This window comes from Pseudomonas helleri, from assembly GCF_045830615.1.
Taxonomy (GTDB): domain Bacteria; phylum Pseudomonadota; class Gammaproteobacteria; order Pseudomonadales; family Pseudomonadaceae; genus Aquipseudomonas; species Aquipseudomonas helleri.
On sequence record NZ_CP174501.1, the window covers coordinates 1,117,274 to 1,135,899 of the forward strand.

Annotated in this window: 19 protein-coding genes; 6 read left to right on the plus strand and 13 right to left on the minus strand. The window is 54.2% G+C overall.

Annotated elements, in window-relative coordinates:
- Window positions 1–46: 46 nt before the first annotated feature.
- The 4 genes from glpD to ACJJU9_RS05165 form a co-directional block, all read right to left on the minus strand.
- Window positions 47–1,585 carry a glycerol-3-phosphate dehydrogenase gene (gene glpD, locus ACJJU9_RS05150; RefSeq protein ID WP_407730202.1) on the minus strand — a complete coding sequence of 513 codons (1,539 nt, stop codon included), beginning with the start codon at window positions 1,583–1,585 and terminating at the stop codon, window positions 47–49.
- Between the two features lie 263 nt (window positions 1,586–1,848).
- Window positions 1,849–2,604 (minus strand): DeoR/GlpR family transcriptional regulator, encoded by a 756-nt coding sequence (locus tag ACJJU9_RS05155; RefSeq protein ID WP_048369413.1) that lies wholly within the window; start codon window positions 2,602–2,604, stop codon window positions 1,849–1,851.
- Window positions 2,605–2,765: 161 nt separating this feature from the next.
- Entirely contained in the window at window positions 2,766–4,271 is a 1,506-nt protein-coding gene (glpK, locus tag ACJJU9_RS05160; RefSeq protein WP_048386009.1) for a glycerol kinase GlpK, read from the minus strand.
- Between the two features lie 88 nt (window positions 4,272–4,359).
- The gene (locus tag ACJJU9_RS05165) at window positions 4,360–5,211 is read right to left on the minus strand and encodes an MIP/aquaporin family protein (RefSeq protein WP_153373313.1); all 852 of its coding nucleotides are present in this window, start codon (window positions 5,209–5,211) and stop codon (window positions 4,360–4,362) included.
- A gap of 379 nt (window positions 5,212–5,590) precedes the next feature.
- Here ACJJU9_RS05165 and ybaK point away from each other — a divergent pair, with 379 nt between their 5' ends.
- On the plus strand, window positions 5,591–6,061 hold the full coding sequence (gene ybaK / locus ACJJU9_RS05170; RefSeq protein WP_048369416.1) for a Cys-tRNA(Pro) deacylase: 471 nt from the start codon (window positions 5,591–5,593) through the stop codon (window positions 6,059–6,061).
- 67 nt (window positions 6,062–6,128) lie between these two features.
- Here ybaK and ACJJU9_RS05175 read toward each other — a convergent pair whose 3' ends face one another.
- Window positions 6,129–7,238, minus strand: a complete 1,110-nt coding sequence (locus tag ACJJU9_RS05175; RefSeq protein ID WP_407730203.1) for an ABC transporter ATP-binding protein — start codon at window positions 7,236–7,238, stop codon at window positions 6,129–6,131.
- Window positions 7,235–8,155 carry an ornithine carbamoyltransferase gene (gene argF, locus ACJJU9_RS05180; RefSeq protein WP_048386040.1) on the minus strand — a complete coding sequence of 307 codons (921 nt, stop codon included), beginning with the start codon at window positions 8,153–8,155 and terminating at the stop codon, window positions 7,235–7,237. Before argF ends, ACJJU9_RS05175 begins: the two co-directional genes overlap by 4 nt.
- Window positions 8,156–8,582: 427 nt before the next feature.
- Here argF and grxD point away from each other — a divergent pair, with 427 nt between their 5' ends.
- Window positions 8,583–8,924 (plus strand): Grx4 family monothiol glutaredoxin, encoded by a 342-nt coding sequence (grxD, locus tag ACJJU9_RS05185; protein WP_123751896.1) that lies wholly within the window; start codon window positions 8,583–8,585, stop codon window positions 8,922–8,924.
- Window positions 8,925–9,019: 95 nt separating this feature from the next.
- On the opposite strand, the gene bfr is transcribed toward grxD, so the two are convergent.
- Together bfr and ACJJU9_RS05195 are read right to left on the minus strand one after the other, a co-directional pair.
- Window positions 9,020–9,490 (minus strand): bacterioferritin, encoded by a 471-nt coding sequence (gene bfr / locus ACJJU9_RS05190; RefSeq protein WP_048369419.1) that lies wholly within the window; start codon window positions 9,488–9,490, stop codon window positions 9,020–9,022.
- 199 nt (window positions 9,491–9,689) lie between these two features.
- Window positions 9,690–9,908 carry a bacterioferritin-associated ferredoxin gene (locus ACJJU9_RS05195; protein WP_048369420.1) on the minus strand — a complete coding sequence of 73 codons (219 nt, stop codon included), beginning with the start codon at window positions 9,906–9,908 and terminating at the stop codon, window positions 9,690–9,692.
- A 222-nt stretch (window positions 9,909–10,130) separates the two neighbouring features.
- Here ACJJU9_RS05195 and ACJJU9_RS05200 point away from each other — a divergent pair, with 222 nt between their 5' ends.
- The gene (locus ACJJU9_RS05200) at window positions 10,131–10,733 is read left to right on the plus strand and encodes a peroxiredoxin (protein WP_048369421.1); all 603 of its coding nucleotides are present in this window, start codon (window positions 10,131–10,133) and stop codon (window positions 10,731–10,733) included.
- A gap of 75 nt (window positions 10,734–10,808) precedes the next feature.
- Here ACJJU9_RS05200 and rnt read toward each other — a convergent pair whose 3' ends face one another.
- Together rnt and pyrC are read right to left on the minus strand one after the other, a co-directional pair.
- Window positions 10,809–11,483, minus strand: coding sequence for a ribonuclease T (gene rnt / locus ACJJU9_RS05205; RefSeq protein ID WP_048369422.1), 675 nt, complete (start codon window positions 11,481–11,483; stop codon window positions 10,809–10,811).
- Window positions 11,480–12,526, minus strand: coding sequence for a dihydroorotase (gene pyrC / locus ACJJU9_RS05210; RefSeq protein WP_048386019.1), 1,047 nt, complete (start codon window positions 12,524–12,526; stop codon window positions 11,480–11,482). Before pyrC ends, rnt begins: the two co-directional genes overlap by 4 nt.
- Before the next feature lie 158 nt (window positions 12,527–12,684).
- On the opposite strand from pyrC, the gene ACJJU9_RS05215 reads away from it, so the two are divergent.
- Entirely contained in the window at window positions 12,685–13,590 is a 906-nt protein-coding gene (locus tag ACJJU9_RS05215) for an OmpA family protein (RefSeq protein ID WP_048386020.1), read from the plus strand.
- 126 nt (window positions 13,591–13,716) lie between these two features.
- The gene (locus tag ACJJU9_RS05220) at window positions 13,717–14,934 is read left to right on the plus strand and encodes an argininosuccinate synthase (RefSeq protein WP_048369425.1); all 1,218 of its coding nucleotides are present in this window, start codon (window positions 13,717–13,719) and stop codon (window positions 14,932–14,934) included.
- An 85-nt stretch (window positions 14,935–15,019) separates the two neighbouring features.
- On the opposite strand, the gene ACJJU9_RS05225 is transcribed toward ACJJU9_RS05220, so the two are convergent.
- Window positions 15,020–15,790 (minus strand): hypothetical protein, encoded by a 771-nt coding sequence (locus tag ACJJU9_RS05225; RefSeq protein ID WP_407730204.1) that lies wholly within the window; start codon window positions 15,788–15,790, stop codon window positions 15,020–15,022.
- A gap of 1,150 nt (window positions 15,791–16,940) precedes the next feature.
- On the opposite strand from ACJJU9_RS05225, the gene ACJJU9_RS05230 reads away from it, so the two are divergent.
- Window positions 16,941–17,567: a response regulator transcription factor gene (locus ACJJU9_RS05230; RefSeq protein ID WP_123751901.1), complete on the plus strand. Its 627-nt coding sequence runs from the start codon at window positions 16,941–16,943 to the stop codon at window positions 17,565–17,567.
- An 88-nt stretch (window positions 17,568–17,655) separates the two neighbouring features.
- Here ACJJU9_RS05230 and ACJJU9_RS05235 read toward each other — a convergent pair whose 3' ends face one another.
- Together ACJJU9_RS05235 and nth are read right to left on the minus strand one after the other, a co-directional pair.
- Window positions 17,656–17,841 (minus strand): PA3496 family putative envelope integrity protein, encoded by a 186-nt coding sequence (locus tag ACJJU9_RS05235; protein WP_048369427.1) that lies wholly within the window; start codon window positions 17,839–17,841, stop codon window positions 17,656–17,658.
- Window positions 17,842–17,947: 106 nt separating this feature from the next.
- On the minus strand, window positions 17,948–18,586 hold the full coding sequence (gene nth, locus ACJJU9_RS05240) for an endonuclease III (protein ID WP_153327201.1): 639 nt from the start codon (window positions 18,584–18,586) through the stop codon (window positions 17,948–17,950).
- Window positions 18,587–18,626: the final 40 nt, after the last annotated feature.

Here is an 18,626-nt window from a genome sequence, read left to right on the forward strand (position 1 = left end):
GATCGCGGGGTTTACACCTGCAATGGCGCACTTATACGTGAAGGGGTTAAGCCGCTTCAACCTTGCGCTGCTTGAGGTTCAGGCTGGCCATGTAGTGCGCCAGGCGCTCTTGCTCGGCGGCAGTGGTGAACAGGCCCAATTTGGTCCGGCGCCACAGGATGTCCTGCGCATCCAGTGCCCATTCCTGGCGGCACAGGTAGTCTACCTCGCGGCTATAGAGGCCGCTGCCGATGTGCTCACCCATCTCGCTCAAGCTTTGCACGCCGTCCAGCAACTGCCAGGAGCGGCTGCCATAGGTAATTGCCCAGCGTTTGGCAATAGCCGCGTCCAACCAGTTGTGTTTGCTGATCAAGGCCGCGCTCAGGGCTTGAGGCGTGGTCATGTCTTCGCCGCCCGGCAAGGTCGCTGTGGCCGTCCAGCTCGGTTTGATCTGGGTGAAGAACGGTGTCAGTTGCGCCATGGCCGACTCGGCCAGTTTGCGGTAGGTGGTCAACTTGCCACCGAACACGGACAGCAGCGGGGCTTCGCCCGAAGCGCCTGACAGAGACAAGGTGTAATCGCGGGTTACCGCTGACGGGTTGTCCGACTCGTCATTGCACAGTGGGCGTACGCCCGAGTAGGTGCGCAGAATGTCGTCACGGCTCAGTTGCTGCTTGAAGTGCGAGTTGACCACGTTCAACAGGTAATCGGTTTCTGCCTCGGTGATGCTGACCTTGGCCGGGTCGCCCGTGTATTCGCGGTCTGTGGTGCCAATGATGGTGAACTGGTCCAGGTACGGAATGGTGAACACGATCCGCTGGTCTTCGTTCTGCAAAATAAACGCGTTAGGCGCGTCATACAGTTTGGGCACGATCAGGTGGCTGCCTTGAATCAGGCGGATACCGTACGGCGAGTCCAGTTTCAGATCCTCTTTAATAAACTTGGCAACCCAGGGGCCGGCAGCGTTTACCAAGGCTTTGGCGCGAATCGAAAACAGGCTGCCGTCAGCTCGCTCAAAGTTCAATTCCCACAGGCCTTTACTACGTTGCGCGCCGACGCAGCGAGTCTGGGTGTGGATGTGAGCGCCGTTTTCACGCGCAGATATGGCGTTGAGTACGACAAGGCGAGCGTCATCGACCCAGCAATCGGAGTATTCGAAGCCTTTAGTGATTTCAGGCTTGAGCGGGCTGTCGGCGCCGAACTTAAGGCTGACAGAACCCGCGAGTTTTTCGCGTTTGCCCAAGTTGTCGTATAGAAACAGACCCGCACGAATCATCCACGCCGGACGCAGGTGCGGGCGATGCGGTAATACAAAGCGCATGGGTTTGACGATGTGCGGGGCTTTGGCCAGCAACACTTCACGCTCGGCCAGGGCTTCGCGCACCAAGCGGAACTCGTAATGTTCAAGGTAGCGCAGGCCGCCGTGAATCAGCTTGCTGCTGGCAGACGAGGTATGGCTGGCCAAGTCGTCTTTTTCGCACAGGAATACCGACAGGCCGCGCCCTGCAGCGTCAGCCGCAATGCCGACACCATTGATCCCGCCGCCAATCACGGCAACGTCGTATACCTCTGAGAGGGGGGTGGCAGGCAAGGTGGTCAAGGGCATGTCGGGGCCTCGCGTTGTTCACGCATATTTGAATTCGAACATTAATGTTCATTTTCGAAAATGTTAGCGGATAAAGACGCGCACAGCCAGCTTACTTCGATTGAAAAAACTCATCGAAGAGCGTTGAAAGGAAGATTTTCGAACATTTAGAGTGTCGCAGGGCGCTGCAGGAGCTGCTGAGGCACGAAAGCTGCGATCTTTTGAAGTGGTATTAAAAGATCGCAGCCTTTGGCAGCTCCTACAGCGGGGGGCTGGGGGTGGGTTTAAACCACTTCGAGGCGGATTTTGTTCTGTGCCAGCAATTGGGTCAGTTCAGGCACCGGGTGCTGGTCGGTCACCAGGCAGTCAATCAAGCTGATCGGGCCCAGTCGTACCATGGCGTTACGGCCGAATTTGCTGGAGTCCGCCGCCAGAATCACTTGTCGGGCGTTGGAGATAATTGCCTGAGAAACTCGCACTTCCTGGTAGTCGAAATCCAGCAAGCTGCCATCCGAATCAATACCGCTGATGCCGATCAGGGCGAAATCGAATTTGAACTGATTAATAAAGTCGACGCTGGCCTGGCCCACGATGCCGCCGTCGCGGCGTACGTTGCCGCCGGCTATCAGCACTTCAAAGTCGTCTTTGGCGCTGAGGATTGAGGCAACGTGCAGGTTGTTGGTGATGATTTTCAGGTGGTTATGGTTGAGCAGCGCCCGGGCAATCGACTCGGTGGTGGTGCCGATGTTGATGAAAATCGAGGCGTGGTCAGGAATCTGGGCGGCGATAGCTTCACCGATACGGCGTTTTTCATCGCGCATCTGATCGGCGCGCATGGCGTAGGCCGTGTTTTCAACGCTGGAATCATAGGCCGCGCCACCGTGATAACGACGCAGCAAATCGGCCTCGGCCAACTGGTTAATGTCGCGGCGGATGGTCTGCGGTGTAACAACGAACAACTGGGCCATTTCCTCGATGCTGACATAGCCGCGCTCGCGAACGAGTTCGAGGATCTGCTGTTGGCGTGGAGGCAGATTCATGGAGTTTCCTTTGGGCGGCGAAGCAAAAGTCGCTCATGATGCCGCAGGAAGGGCCCGACCTGCTACACACAGGTGCCATGAATACAGATATGACAACGGGCGCGAAGGGCGCCCGTTGGGTGTTTTACCGGCAATTGAGTCGTGCTGGCTTACGTGCTGGCTTAGTTGCTTTCTTCGTGGGGTTCCCAGTCGCGTGTACGCTCTACGGCCTTTTTCCAGCCGGCATAGAGCTTCTCTTTGCTCGCTTCTTCAAGCTGAGGTTCGAATTCGCGCTCGATCACCGCTTTGCTGCGCAATTCATCCAGGCTGCCCCAGAAACCGCAAGCCAGACCAGCCAGGTAGGCGGCGCCCAAGGCTGTGGTTTCGCGCATTTGCGGGCGTTCAACCATGGTGCCGAGGATGTCTGCCTGGAACTGCATCAGGAAGTTGTTGGCCACCGCGCCACCGTCAACGCGCAAGGCTTTCAGGCGTTCGCCCGAGTCCTGCTGCATGGCGTCCAGTACGTCGCGGGTCTGGTAGGCAATCGACTCAAGGGCTGCACGAATAATGTGGTCTACCCGTACGCCACGGGTCAGGCCGAACAGTGCGCCACGGGCATACGGGTCCCAGTAAGGCGCGCCCAGACCAGTGAACGCAGGCACCAGATACACGCCGTTGCTGTCTTTTACCTTGTTGGCAAAGTATTCGGTGTCGTGTGCATCGTTGATGATTTTCAGCTCGTCGCGTAGCCATTGCACTGTCGAGCCGCCGTTGAAGACCGCACCTTCCAGCGCATAAGCCACTTCACCGCGCGGGCCGCAAGCGATGGTGGTCAGCATGCCGTGGGTCGACTGAACAGCGTTGGTGCCGGTGTTCATCAACAGGAAGCAACCGGTGCCATAGGTATTTTTGGCCTGACCCGGCTCGACGCACATCTGGCCAAACAACGCGGCTTGCTGGTCACCGGCAATCCCGCCGATGGCGATGCCGCTTTTGGTGCGGCCATAGATTTCGGAAGAGGATTTAACCTCCGGCAGCATTTCGCGCGGGATATCCAGCACATCCAGCATCTTGGCATCCCACTCCAGGGTGTGGATGTTGAAGAGCATGGTGCGCGAGGCGTTGGTGTAGTCGGTGACGTGGGTCTTGCCGCCGGTAAATTTCCAGATCAGCCAGCTGTCGACGGTACCGAACAGCAATTCGCCTTTGCGCGCGCGCTCACGGCTGCCTTCGACGTTGTCGAGGATCCACTTGAGTTTGGTGCCGGAGAAGTACGGATCGGTGACCAGACCGGTGGTTTCGCGGATGTACTGTTCATGACCACCGCGCTTGAGCTGTTCGCAGATTTCGGTGCTGCGACGGCATTGCCAGACGATGGCGTTGTAGATCGGGCGACCGCTGATTTTGTCCCACACCACCGTGGTTTCACGTTGGTTGGTGATACCGATTGCCGCTACCTGGTCGTGGTGCAGACCGGCCTGGGCCAGCGCTTCGACCATGACCGCGCTCTGGGTGGCGAAGATTTCCATCGGGTCATGTTCAACCCAGCCGGCTTGCGGGTAATGCTGTTGAAACTCGCGTTGCGCGGTGCAGACCACGTTGGCGTCACGATCAAAAATGATCGCTCGCGAACTGGTAGTGCCTTGGTCCAGCGCAATGATGTAGTTCTTATTCTGAATGTCGGTCATGGGGTTGCCTTGCAGAATGAAGTAATGGTTTCCGGGCGCGAGCAGGTTACGGGCAGTAGTCTCATGCGCCCCGTTTCATAAGTCGATATCAGGACGCCTGGGTTTTAACCTCGGCGACCGCTGGAGCGTGCGCAGGTGCGGAATTTGGCTGGGGCAAGTGACGGGCAATCAGCCCGCGATAAATGGCCGCGCCGAGGCAGGCACCGACGATGGGTGCAAAAATTGGAATCAGGAAATAAGGAATATCGCGGCCACCAGTGAAGGAAATTTCGCCCCAACCAGCAAAGAAAGTCATCAGTTTAGGTCCGAAGTCACGCGCCGGGTTCATCGCAAAGCCGGTCAGCGGGCCCATCGAGCTGCCGATCACGGCAATCAACAGACCAATCAGCAGTGGCGCCAGCGGACCGCGTGGCAGGCCATTCTTGTCGTCGGTGAGGGCCATGATCACGCCCATGAGGATGGCGGTGATCACCATTTCAACGAGGAAGGCTTGCAGCGTGGAGAGCGCCGGGTGCGGGTAAGTCGAGAAGACCGAGGCTAACTCGAGGCTGGCCTGGCTGCCGCGAACCATGTTGTGCGCTTGTTCATAATCGAAGAACAAATTGCTGTAGAGCGTATAAACCAACGCCGCCGCACAAAAGGCTCCGGCGACTTGAGCAAGGATGTAGAACGGCAGTTTACGTTTATCAAAATCGGTAAACAGGCACAGCGCAATGCTGACCGCCGGATTCAGATGTGCACCGGAAACCCCGGCTGTCAGGTAAATCGCCATGCTGACGCCAATGCCCCAGATGATGCTGATTTCCCATAAGCCAAAGCTGGCGCCCGCGACCTTGAGAGCCGCAACGCATCCTGTACCGAAAAATATGAGCAGTGCAGTGCCGAGAAATTCGGCGAGGCACTGACCTGAAAGCTTGGGGTGCTGCGTTGCAGTCGTCATTTGAAACCTCTTTTTTGTTGTTTTTTGACGTCGTTAGTCAGGGGTGGCAGTGCAGCGGTACAGAAAAAACAGATGCCGTTTTTTATGAAATTCATGGGTCGGTAACAGAACATAGGTAATAGGCGGTATGTTCAGATTCGAAAAATATAGACAACAAACACTGCTGTCAAAGGTCGAAAGTGAACGATGCGCCACATTCTGACTTTCACATGAGCTTTTGGTGCTGGTTTTATGTAAGAAAAAAATACAAATTGGCAGGAAAGAGTGTAACGTTTCAGCGCTAAATAGTGCCGGGAAGCCCGTTCCAGCGCGTTTTTTGTCGGCTAATGGCTTAAAATCCGGCCCTGGATTCTTTAGTCAATTCATCACAGGGGCTGTCATGACGCCTGCATTGGACCTGCTGAAAAAAGTTCGCGCCGAACATCGAGTACACAGCTATGAGCATGACCCCAAGGCCGCGTCCTACGGGCTGGAGGCAGCAGAAAAGCTCAACCTTGAACCGGCTCAAGTGTTCAAGACGCTGTTGGCCAGCAGTGAAAAGAGTGAATTGTTGGTCGCGGTTGTACCGGTCGTCGGAAGTCTTGACCTAAAAGCGCTGGCGCAGGCGGCCGGGGTCAAAAAAGTCGAAATGGCTGACCCTGCGGCAGCTCAACGTGCCACGGGCTACCTGTTGGGCGGGATCAGCCCGCTGGGGCAAAAGAAGCGTTTACGGACATTTATTGATGAAAGCGCCAAGGCGTTCGAGACGATTTATGTCAGCGCCGGACGGCGTGGGCTGGAAGTGGAGCTGGCTCCGGCCGTGCTGGCTGAGCACACGCAGGCCAAGTTTGCAGAGATCGGGCGTGTATAAAACCGTATGAGCTAGCTTGTCTCGCGATCTTTTAATTATCAAAAGATCGCGGGACAAACCATTCGTATCACTGAGCGGTGCTGAAACGCCTTACGCCGGATTCCGAGTGAGGGATCTGAGCCGCTGTGCTGCCGCTGCCCTGAAACATCACCAAGTGCTCTGCCGCCACCCGGATCCCGACTTCCGTGCCGGGTGCGTGGTCGGCATGGCTTGGGAAAATCGACTCTAGCTGGCTGCCCGTGGGTAGTTGCAAGCGGTACAGGGTCGATGCACCAAGGAAGGTCTTGCCGATGATTTTGGCTTTAAGCGCGCTATCAGGGGCGTAGACGATGTCATCCGGGCGCAGCAGGACATCAACAGCCCCGCCAGTTGGCCAGCTATAAGCCCGGTTGCCGCGCAATACGCCCAACTCGGTCTGTACCGACTCAGGGCTGAGCAATTGCCCACGAATGAAATAGCCCTGGCCGATAAAGCTCGCTACATATGGCGTCAGCGGCTCGTGGTAGAGGTTGTAGGGCGTATCCCACTGCTCCAGACGACCCTCTTTAAACACCCCCACATGATCACTGACGGCGAAGGCTTCTTCCTGATCGTGGGTCACCAGAATGGCACTGGTGCCACGCGCTTTAAGAATGTCGCGCACTTCATGGCTCAGCTTGCGGCGCAATTCACCGTCAAGGTTCGAGAAGGGTTCGTCCAGCAACAGCAGTTGAGGCTCAGGAGCCAAAGCTCGGGCGAGCGCAACGCGTTGCTGTTGGCCACCCGAAAGCTCGTGCGGGAAGCGCTTGCCCAGGTCTTTTAGATTGACCAGTTCCAGCAGTTCCTCGATCACGCGGTCTTTGTTCGGGTGCTTGCGAATGCCAAACGCAATGTTGTCGTCCACGCTCAGGTGTGGGAACAGGGCGTAGTCCTGAAACACCATGCCGATGCGACGTTTCTCCGGGGCCAGGGTAAAACCGGCACTGGAGATAACTTCACCTGCGAGCTGGATTTCACCCTGGTGCACCGGCTCAAAACCGGCAATTGCCCGCAGCGTTGTGGTTTTGCCGCAACCGGATGAGCCGAGCAGGCAGCCAATATCACCGGCATTGAGGTGCAGGTTGAGGTTCTGCACGACGCTCTGGCCTTGATAGCCACAGGCCAGATCCCGCAGGTTGAGCAATAGCGGCTGACTCATGCGGGTTGGTACGCAGGTTTGACCAGAAACTCCAGCAACGCTTTTTGCGCGTGCAGACGGTTTTCCGCTTGGTCCCAGGCTACAGAGCGCGGGTCGTCCAGCAGGTCGAGGCTGATTTCTTCACCACGGTGAGCGGGCAAGCAGTGCATGAACAGGACGTCTTCGGCGGCCAGGTCAAGCAGGGCGCGGTCAACCTGGTATGGCGCAAACAGCTTCAGGCGTTTGGCGGTTTCTTCTTCCTGGCCCATGGAGGTCCAGACGTCTGTGCTGACCAGGTGTGCATCGCGCACCGCTTCACGCGGGTCACGCACGATGCTCACGCGATCGCCGGCCAGCGCCACGAACTCAGGGTTCGGCTCGTAGCCTTCAGGGCAGGCAACGCGCAGGTGGAAGTCGAACTGGATGGCCGCTTCTATATAGCTGTTGCACATGTTGTTGCCGTCACCGATCCAGGCCACGGTTTTGCCTTTGATCGAGCCACGGTGTTCGAGGAAGGTTTGCATGTCGGCCAGCAACTGGCACGGGTGCAGGTCATCGGACAGGCCGTTGATTACCGGGACGCGCGAATTGGCGGCGAATTCGGTCAGGGTGTTGTGGCCAAAAGTACGGATCATCACGGCGTCGAGCATGCGCGACATTACAATTGCGCAGTCGCCAATCGGCTCACCGCGGCCCAATTGAGTGTCGCGAGGGGACAGGAAAATAGCCTGGCCGCCCAACTGGATCATGCCGGCTTCAAATGACAGACGGGTGCGGGTCGATGACTTTTCGAAAATCATGCCCAGGACGCGGTTTTTCAAAGGTTCGAAGAGAACGCCGCGATCACGCAGGTCTTTTAGCTCGATACCGCGACGGATGACGCTGACTAGCTCTTCGGGCGTGCAATCCATCAGGGAGAGAAAGTGCCTTGCGCTCATCATTAACTACCTTCTTTGCAACGACCGCAGAACTCAAAGCCGGGTTTTTCGGAAAAACGGCGAGACCTGCGGCGAAAGCCGCACGGGGCGACGAAATAGGGGAAGGCGCGATCTTATAAGGAAATGTCGCGTCTTGCCAATATGGGTCACGTTTTGAGGTTTATGCGAGTCTTGCGCTGCATGAGCACGCGGCTGAAACCACGGTTAAGTGATTCGCCTCACCTCAGCTGCCCAGTTGTACACTGCCCTCAGGTTGTTTTGCAATTCTCAGTGAGCGTGGGGCATTACTGCCCACGTGTGCAAAGCAGGAATGTGAGATGAAGTTGCGACGATTGTCTGTCTGGGAGACCGAGCGTCATGCTCGGCTTTCCGTTACAATGCGCCACCGTGCCGACAACTGAGTCGGAAAGTTCAGCCGAGGTGCTCCATGGATATCATCGAAACTATCAAAGATCAGATTGCCAACAATACCGTTCTGCTTTACATGAAAGGCGCTCCGAATGCCCCGCAGTGTGGCTTTTCGGCTAAAGCGGCCCAGGCCGTCATGGGTTGCGGTGAGAAGTTCGCGTACGTGGACATCCTGCAGAACCCTGAAATCCGTGCCAACCTGCCGAAATACGCGAACTGGCCGACCTTCCCGCAACTGTGGGTAGGCGGTGAGCTGGTTGGCGGTAGCGACATCATGGCTGAAATGTTTGCAGACGGCTCTTTGCAGACGTTGATCAAAGAAGCGACTGCAAAAGCGGCCGCGGCCAAAACTGAAGCTTAATGGCTGACGTTGCTGCTACTTGAGTGATCAAGTAGCAGCCCATAAAAAAGCCCCGCCTCTGTATAAACAGGGCGGGGCTTTTTTGTGGGCGTTAGTTACTCACCCATCTGCGATTGCAGGTAATTCTCAATACCGATTTTATCGATCAGGCCCAACTGAGTTTCCAGCCAGTCGATATGTTCTTCTTCGGATTCCAGAATATCTTCCAGAAGTTCACGGCTACCAAAGTCGCCAACAACTTCGCAGTGGGCGATGGCTGCTTTGAGGTCAGCGTGGCCGGTACGCTCAATGCGCAGGTCGCACTCAAGCATTTCTTTGGTGTGTTCACCAATGTGCAGCTTGCCCAGGTCTTGAACGTTCGGCAGGCCTTCCAGGAACAGGATGCGCTTGATCAGCTTGTCAGCGTGCTTCATCTCGTCGATGGATTCGTTGTATTCGTGTTTGCCTAACTTTTCCAGGCCCCAATCTTGATACATACGTGCATGCAAGAAGTATTGGTTGATCGCAACCAGCTCGTTACCGAGGATTTTATTGAGGTGCTGGATGACTGAAATATCGCCTTTCATCGCGAGGGCCTGCCTTAGTTAACCGTATATAAGGCAGAGTTTGATCTGCGTATTAACGACTGTCAAACCTAAGTGTTTGAATAATAAATGAAAATTAATCGGAATAAGAATGTTTGTGTTCCGCGTTTTGGCCCTAAGTACTTGAATTTTTGGCATAAAAAAACCGGACGTTAAGTCCGGTTCATTAGAAACTTGATAATTACGCTGCAGAAAATTCTGCTGGAAAACCCAAGGCCGCCTGGCTGGCTTGAAGCGAGGTCAGGGTTTCGCGAACCACTTGCTTGGCCAGGCAAGCACATTTGCCGCATTGGCTGGCGACGCCGGTGGCTTCGCGCACTTCTCGGTAGCTGCAGCAACCTTCGTAGATTGCATCGCGGATTTTTCCGTCAGTAACGCCAGTGCAGAGGCAAACGTACATAAATAAGAACCATCGCTGGTTGGGATTCAATGAAACGGATCTTAATGTTAACGAGAATGATTGTCAAAGTAGATTAGGGCGCGGTGGGGGTTTGTTCAGGTTGTGCAGACGAACGGTGTATGATGCCGCTCTTTTTACGCGGTGATCGGGTAGCAAGCTTGTTGTTTCTCAAGGGCTTTGCAGCCGGATCCCGTTTTTCACGTCGCACCCAGGAGATATCCAATGAGCGTACTCGTAGGCAAACAAGCCCCTGACTTCACCGTCGCAGCCGTACTCGGCAATGGCGAAATCGTTGATAGCTTCACGCTGTCCTCTGCTATCAAAGGCAAATACGGCCTGGTGTTCTTCTACCCACTGGACTTCACCTTCGTTTGCCCATCGGAACTGATCGCTCTGGATCACCGTATTCCTGAGTTCCAGGCGCGTAACGTTGAAGTGGTTGCAGTCTCTATCGACTCCCATTTCACTCACAACGCATGGCGCAACACCCCGGTGAACAATGGCGGTATCGGCCAGGTGAAATACACCATGGCTGCCGACATCAACCACGCGATCTGCAAAGCCTACGACGTTGAAACTGAAGGCGGCGTAGCACTGCGCGGCGCATTCCTGATCGATGACAAGGGCGTTGTTCGCTCCCAGATCGTTAACGACCTGCCACTGGGCCGCAACATGGACGAACTGCTGCGTCTGGTTGATGCACTGCAATTCCACGAAGAGCACGGCGAAGTGTGCCCGGCTAACTGGAAGAAAGGCGACAAAGGCATGACCGCTTCGACTGAAGGCGTTGCGGCTTATCTGACTGAGAATGCTGGCAAGCTGTAAGCTTTTTGGCGGCATAAAAAAACCGGACCCTGGGTCCGGTTTTTTTATGCGCGGTGGTTAGCCTGAACGACGTGATCAGTCGTTGAAGTCTTTCCAGCCGCCCATTTGCTTCCAGCTGTTGACGATGCCACAGAACAGCTCAGCGGTTTTTTCGGTGTCGTAACGCGCCGAGTGCGCCTCACGTCCGTCAAAGTCGATGTCGGCTGCCTGGCAGGCCTTGGCCAGGACGGTCTGGCCATACGCCAGGCCCGCCAGGGTTGCGGTGTCGAAGCTCGAGAACGGGTGAAACGGGTTACGTTTCATGTCCAGACGCGCCACGGCCGCATTCAGAAAGCCCAGGTCGAAGCTGCTGTTGTGCCCCACCAGAATGGCGCGTTTGCAACCATTGGCCTTCAGCGCTTTGCGCACACCCCGGAAGATATCGGTCAGTGCTGTTTCTTCACTGACCGCCATACGCAGCGGATGGTCCAGCTTGATGCCGGTGAACTCCAGGGCTGCGGCTTCGATGTTGGCGCCTTCAAAAGGCTCCACACGGTGGAAATAGGTGTGTTCCGGGAACACAAAGCCTCTTTCGTCCATGCCGATGGTGACCGCCGCGATTTCCAGCAGCGCGTCAGTAGCGCTATTGAAACCGCCTGTTTCAACATCGATTACGACTGGCAGATAGCCGCGAAAACGCTCGGCCATGGGATGGCGCGAACCGCCGCCATGACCGCCCTCGTGCTCGTCATCAAAATGGTCGTCGCTCACGCGTTTTCCTCCAGCAGGCGCCAGCGCAGTTTTTCACCGGCGCGCAGCGGGATTACGTTCAGCTCACCGAAAGGCAGGCTGCTTGGGGCGGTCCACTCTTCGCGAACCAGGGTGATGTGTTCGGTGCTCGGTGCCAGGCCGTAGAAGCGCGGACCATTCAAGCTGGCAAAGGCCTCAAGCTTGTCCAGCGCATTGCGCTGTTCAAACGCTTCGGCATACAGCTCGATAGCAGCATAGGCGGTATAGCAACCGGCACAACCGCAGGCGGCTTCTTTGGCATGCTGGGCATGCGGTGCCGAGTCAGTGCCCAGAAAAAACTTCGCACTGGCGCTGGTGGCCGCATCCAGCAGGGCTTCCTGATGAGTGTTGCGCTTGAGGATCGGCAGGCAATAGAAGTGCGGGCGAATACCGCCAACCAGCATGTGGTTGCGGTTGTACAGCAGGTGATGCGCGGTAATGGTTGCGCCTACGTTGGCCGAAGCCTCGTTGACGAACTGGACCGCGTGCGACGTGGTGATGTGTTCAAACACCACTTTCAACGTCGGGAATCGCTCCACAACACGACGCAAATGCTCTTCGATGAAGACCTTTTCGCGATCGAACACGTCGATATCGGCGCGGGTCACTTCACCATGGATCAGCAAAGGCATACCCACTTCGGCCATGGTTTCCAGGACCGGGAAGATCGCATCGATGCTGGTCACGCCCGAGTCGGAGTTGGTTGTTGCGCCAGCCGGATACAGCTTGGCAGCGTGTACATAGCCGCTGGCTTTGGCTGTACGAATGTCTTCTGGCTGTGTTCGGTCGGTGAGGTAGAGCACCATCAGCGGTTCGAAACGGCTGCCAGCCGGGCGAGCAGCGAGAATGCGCTGTCGATAGGCATCGGCTTCAGCTGCGTTACGCACCGGAGGTACGAGGTTAGGCATGATGATGGCGCGGCCAAAGGTGCGCGCAACATCCGCCACAGTGTGAGGCAACACAGCACCATCGCGAAGATGAATGTGCCAGTCGTCGGGACGCAGCAGGGTCAGGCGGTCAGACATTGGGGGGATTCCAGGCGGGTCAAACTGATGCGAATGCTACCGGAAAACACTCTCTCAGGCACTCGCTATCAAGTTTTAGCTGCGTTAACCGATACATTCGAGGTATGTCGTAAAAACGGTGAACGGTGTTTTGCCAGTAACCATCTGCGGAGCCCTCAGTGCGCCAGCGTTATTTCATCCTGCTCAGCTTGTTTGCCAGCGTTCCTGCCATGGCCCTGACTTTCCAGACCCGTCTGGAGAATGTGGAGTGGAAAGTGGAAGGTGATAAATTTGAGTGCCGCCTGATCCAGCCGATCACTGATTTTGGCGCCGGGGTCTTTGTGCGCCGCGCCGGAGAGCAGGCAGTCTTCCGTCTCAATGCCTCCAACTCGGTATTGGGCGAAGGTTCGGCGACGTTGTTGGCGGCAGCGGCGCCGTGGCAGCCGGGGCGCGGTGATATCGATCTTGGCACCGTGCGTATCGGGCGCGGCAACGTGCTGTTTAATAGCTCGCAGGCGCAGGCCGGTCGATTGTTTCGAGGATTGCTGGAAGGACGCAGCCCGCTGATAAGGCATTACTCGGCGACGGGCGGTTTGTCGGAAGTTCGCCTTCTGCCCGTGAAATTTCGCCAGGCTTATGGCGAATATGAAGCCTGCACCACCAAGCTCCTGGCCAAGAATTTCGATCAAGTCCGGCAGAGCCAGATCGGTTTTCCGGGGAGCGGCAATGAACTGGATGCCAAGGGCCGCGCGGATCTGCAGATCATGCTGGAGTACATGAAGGCCGACCCTACGGTTAACCACGTCATGCTGGACGGTTATTCGGATAATTCCGGTAATCGGTTGACCAATCGCGAGCTGTCCCGGCGTCGTGCTTTGGCGGTCATGAACTACCTGCAGGAGAACGGCCTGCAGGAATCACAGATCACGATGCGTTTTCATGGCGAGCAATACCCATTGGTGCCCAATACCAGTGTGGCTAATCGGGCGAAGAATCGCCGTGTCAGTGTGCGCCTGGAGCGCATGCCAGAGCCTCCCAAGCCGCCCCCAGCGGTGGGTATTACCAATCCTGCGACGTTGTCGTGAGGTTTTTTGGCGTCGTGTTGCTGAAAGTTACTGTCGCTTTGTCGTATTAAGCTGTCGCCCCTCTGTAAATTAAGCCCCGTGGGCGGTAGACTGTTCGGCTTTTCGAACAACCCGTGGAGTGATGGCATGGCGGACGTAAACAAGGTCGTTCTGGCTTATTCGGGCGGCCTGGACACTTCGGTGATCCTGAAGTGGCTGCAGGATACTTATAACTGTGAAGTCGTAACCTTTACCGCTGACCTGGGTCAGGGCGAAGAGGTTGAGCCTGCACGTGCCAAGGCGCAAGCCATGGGCGTCAAGGAAATCTACATCGACGACCTGCGCGAAGAGTTTGTCCGCGATTTCGTATTCCCAATGTTCCGCGCCAACACTGTTTACGAAGGTGAGTACCTGCTGGGTACCTCCATTGCGCGTCCGCTGATCGCCAAGCGTCTGATCGAAATCGCCAACGAAACCGGTGCTGATGCTATTTCTCACGGCGCAACCGGCAAAGGTAACGATCAGGTTCGTTTCGAGCTGGGTGCTTACGCACTGAAGCCGGGCGTTAAAGTGATTGCTCCTTGGCGTGAGTGGGATCTGCTGTCGCGTGAAAAACTGATGGATTACGCAGAAAAGCACGCGATCCCTATCGAGCGTCACGGCAAGAAAAAATCCCCGTACTCGATGGATGCCAACTTGCTGCACATCTCTTACGAGGGCGGTGTACTGGAAGACACCTGGACCGAGCACGAAGAAGACATGTGGCGTTGGACCAAGTCGCCAGAAAACGCGCCGGATACCCCGACCTATCTGGAACTGACCTACCGCAATGGCGATATCGTTGCGCTGGACGGTGTTGAAATGACACCTGCGACCGTTCTGGCCACGCTGAACCGCATCGGTGGCGAAAACGGTATCGGTCGTCTCGACATCGTTGAGAACCGTTATGTCGGCATGAAGTCCCGCGGTTGCTACGAAACCCCGGGCGGCACCATCATGTTGCGTGCGCACCGCGCCATTGAGTCGATCACTCTGGACCGCGAAGTCGCTCACCTGAAAGACGAGTTGATGCCCAAGTACGCCAGCCTGATCTACACCGGCTACTGGTGGAGCCCTGAGCGTTTGATGTTGCAACAAATGATCGACGCTTCTCAGGTGAACGTTAACGGCGTGGTACGTCTGAAATTGTACAAAGGCAATGTGATTGTTACCGGTCGCAAGTCTGACGATTCGCTGTTTGATGCCAATATCGCAACGTTCGAAGAAGATGGCGGCGCTTACAATCAGGCCGACGCTGCGGGCTTCATCAAGTTGAATGCCTTGCGTATGCGTATTGCTGCTAACCGGGGTCGCAAGTTGTTCTAATTGCACCCGGTACCAAAAAAACCCGGCCATTGGTCGGGTTTTTTTATGCTTGCGAATCATCATTAAAGGCGGGCTATTCAACTTGTCAGCTTAATGTATTGAGCTGTCGGGTTTGCGTGTTGTAAGTAATGACCATGGCATCACCTAAATGCGAAGAGATGTTTGTATCTAGCTCGAGTCGCTGCTGGTGACTCCACTGAGTCGTCAATGAGCTACTGGTTAGCAGGAGTAAAATATCGTTCTTATGCAGGCGCTCTTTTTTTGGATGTGCCATTTCGTAGTAAGTTTGCAGGATGTCTCCCAAGGTATGGTCGTTGTTCAATCTTAAAGAAGGGTGGCTGAAATCGATCAGATACAGACTGCTTGGGCCTTCTTCATCCTGCGTTAATTGTTGTTCCTCATGGATTGAATTAAGTGTTTTATGTGTGGCCTTTTCTAATTTTGAGTCGTAGTCCCTGTGCCCTTGTGGCAGAAAGATAAAGTTTTTAGGGCTGTAGGAAATGAATTTTATCCCCGGTTTGGAGAGAAGTGGCGCTGTCTGGCATGCAGGTGAGCCGGGGGCTTCAGCGGGTTTTGTGCGCTTGGTACGGCCCTCAGGCTCGGCCGGTTCTGGTGTTGCGCGCGCGTTCTCCTTGGGATAGTCCCTGGGGGTGTAGAGGGTTTTGTTATTGAAATTAAGAGTCAAAAAAAACAATGTGATCAGAATTGAAGGGAAAACAATTAAGAACCAAACATATATTTTTTGATTTTCCCTGTCGATATACGGTAATGAAACCGCTGCGGAAGCTTCGGTTAACATTGAAAAAATAGCAATGACAGTGAGCGGGTTGTTTACCCGTATTTTGCTTTTTATCATGATGTGGCCTGCGGAAAAATTCTGGTTGGAGTAGATGATATTAGAAGTGGTTAAGTATTAATGTCGTTTTGTAACGGGTTTTAACAGTTTTCGCAGTAATAGCTTGTAGGTGCGAATTTGAATCAGGGGTTTGCGACAACGGTTTTCTTAAATTTAGTCGTGGCTTTATGAAACTGCAAATCAAAAGTCTTTTGTATTTATTATTTCTATAGGACCTCCCCTGGTTGAGGAATTGGTTTTCTTTTTTGTAGGATAACTCCGGGTTAATAGGTGATTTGCGCCAGTAGAACTGGGATGTCGGTAGTTTTTATGTGAGATGTAGTATGGAGGAAATAAGTAACATTTAAGTTTTTCGTTGGATTACTTTTAAGTCAGGATCGAGGTGCCGGTTTGAAAGGGCTGAGGGGTATGTTTTTCGATCGTATTTTAAGGGCTTTCCGAATGCCTTGTAGTCCTCTTCTTTAAGTTTGAAATGGTAATATTTTTTTCTAAAAAAAGAGTAGATTTTAACTGGATTGGTTTTTCAAGGAGTAAGGGGGGAGGTACTGTTTATCTATATGAGTTCAAGGTAGAAAATGCGCCGGTGCTTAAGGGGGATGTTTTTGTTTGACTGGGTTGAGCCGGTCTTTCTATTGGAGTACGGTTAAATAGGGCGGATGAATAATTAAATAGAGGATTAAATATGGTGTTTTTGGGTTCGGGCGGTTTTAAATCGTGTCAGCTGTTTTTGGTCTTTACCTGCGAAGCTGCTGCGTTTGAAGGGAAATCGGCTCGGTTGCTGTTTGAATGAGTTGGCAATAAAGGAGGGTGAGCGCCAGGGTTTGGTAGTGTTAGGGTCAGGCCAATTTTTGGTATTCAGGATGTAAGCCAACGTATTTTTTAAGCGTGATCAAGGATGTTGCCGATAGTCATTAGAATTAAACGCTTAATTTAAAGATCGGCCTGTGTGATTTTCTCCTGTGTCGCTTAAATGAGGAGGAGGGTGGGAGTGCGATTTTTATGAGTGATTTATTCGTAGGGCAAATCTTTATTGTGCGTAGGAAATGTCTTTGGTTGTTGGTGCTTGGGGGGGGGCACTATGCCCAGGGTGTTGTGACTAGGCTATTGTGCTGACTCTAAAATTCGAACAGCGAAAAAATTGGAATTACCCATGAATAAAGTGCTGATCGTGGATGATCATCCTGTAATTCGTCTTGCTGTGCGTATGCTCATGGAACGACATGGCTACGAAGTTATCGCAGAGACGGATAATGGAGTGGATGCTTTGCAAATGGCGCGTGAGTACGCGCCGGATATTGTAATTCTGGATATTGGTATTCCCAAACTCGACGGGCTTGAAGTTATTGCGCGACTTTCAACACCCGCGATTCCTATAAAGGTGCTAGTGCTGACTTCGCAAGCTCCCGGTCATTTTTCAATGCGTTGCATGCAGGCCGGAGCGGCAGGTTATGTATGCAAGCAGCAGGATTTAACCGAGCTTTTAAGTGCCATCAAAGCTGTGCTTTCCGGTTACAGTTATTTTCCTAACCAAGCGTTGCATTCAGTGCGCTCAAGCCTGGGGAATGCCAGTGAGGCCGATATGGTTAACCGCCTCTCTGGTCGAGAAATGATGGTATTGCAGCAGTTGGCGCGAGGTAAGAGTAATAAGGAAATAGCGGATGGCATGTTTCTGAGCAACAAAACAGTCAGTACCTACAAAACGCGTCTACTGCTCAAGCTCAATGCTCGCTCACTGGTTGATCTTATTGAGCTGGCACAGCGAAATGGCTTGGTGTGAGTGGCAGGGGTGAGGAGCGGTTTGCTCCACAACCCCCTTAACACCAAAAGCCTCCGGGCAGGAGGTTTTTGGTGTTAAGCGCTAACGATTACAAGTCGTAGGGGTAGTCTTCGAGCTCTTTCTGGAGTCTTTTTTCAGCCAGCAAGGCGTCTATCGTCCGGCGTTTAGCCAAGTTGGTTTTAGCGACTTCGACTGGGCGCTCTGTCAATTCAGCGTCGTCCGGGTCGGTCGTTGGAAAATCCTCTACTTCCAGTTGTTCTTTGCCAGTGCTCATTCAGTTCACTCCAGGCTAAGACATTCAATGGCGCCCCTTATAGCGATAAACGCTTTACGGGTAAAAAAGTTTTTCTCAATCGATCCGCCCATAAAACCTCTATCGCTCAATCGTCGGAGGTTTTTTCCTTGAAGTCGCACAAGTCTTCAATGCGGCAACTTCCGCAGCGTGGCTTGCGTGCCTGGCAAACGTAGCGACCATGCAAGATGAGCCAGTGATGGGCATCGAGCAGGTACGGCTTAGGCACGAATTTGATCAATTGCTGTTCAACCTCGACCACATTTTTGCCTGGCGCTATTCCGGTTCGGTTACTGACTCTGAAGATATGGGTATCTACGGCCATGGTCAGTTGCCTGAAAGCGGTGTTGAGCACCACATTGGCTGTTTTTCGTCCTACGCCTGGCAGTGCTTCAAGCGCCTCCCGCGTTTGGGGTATCTCACTGGCATGTCGCTCGATGAGCAAGCGGCACGTTTCAATCACGTTTTTGGCCTTGCTGTTGTACAGGCCAATGGTCTTGATGTATTGCGACAACCCCTCCACCCCCAAAGCGTAGATGGCTTCTGGGGTATTGGCGACCGGGAACAATTTTGCCATGGCCTTGTTCACGCTGACGTCAGTGGCCTGCGCAGACAGAATGACTGCTATCAGCAGTTCGAAAGGCGATGTGTAGGCCAGTTCAGTTTTTGGCTCTGGATTGTCTTCGTGAAACCGACGAAAGATTTCAAGGCGCTTTGCGGCATTCATGGGTAAAAACTTTTCCTGGAGAGCAGTCCGTTAATCGAAG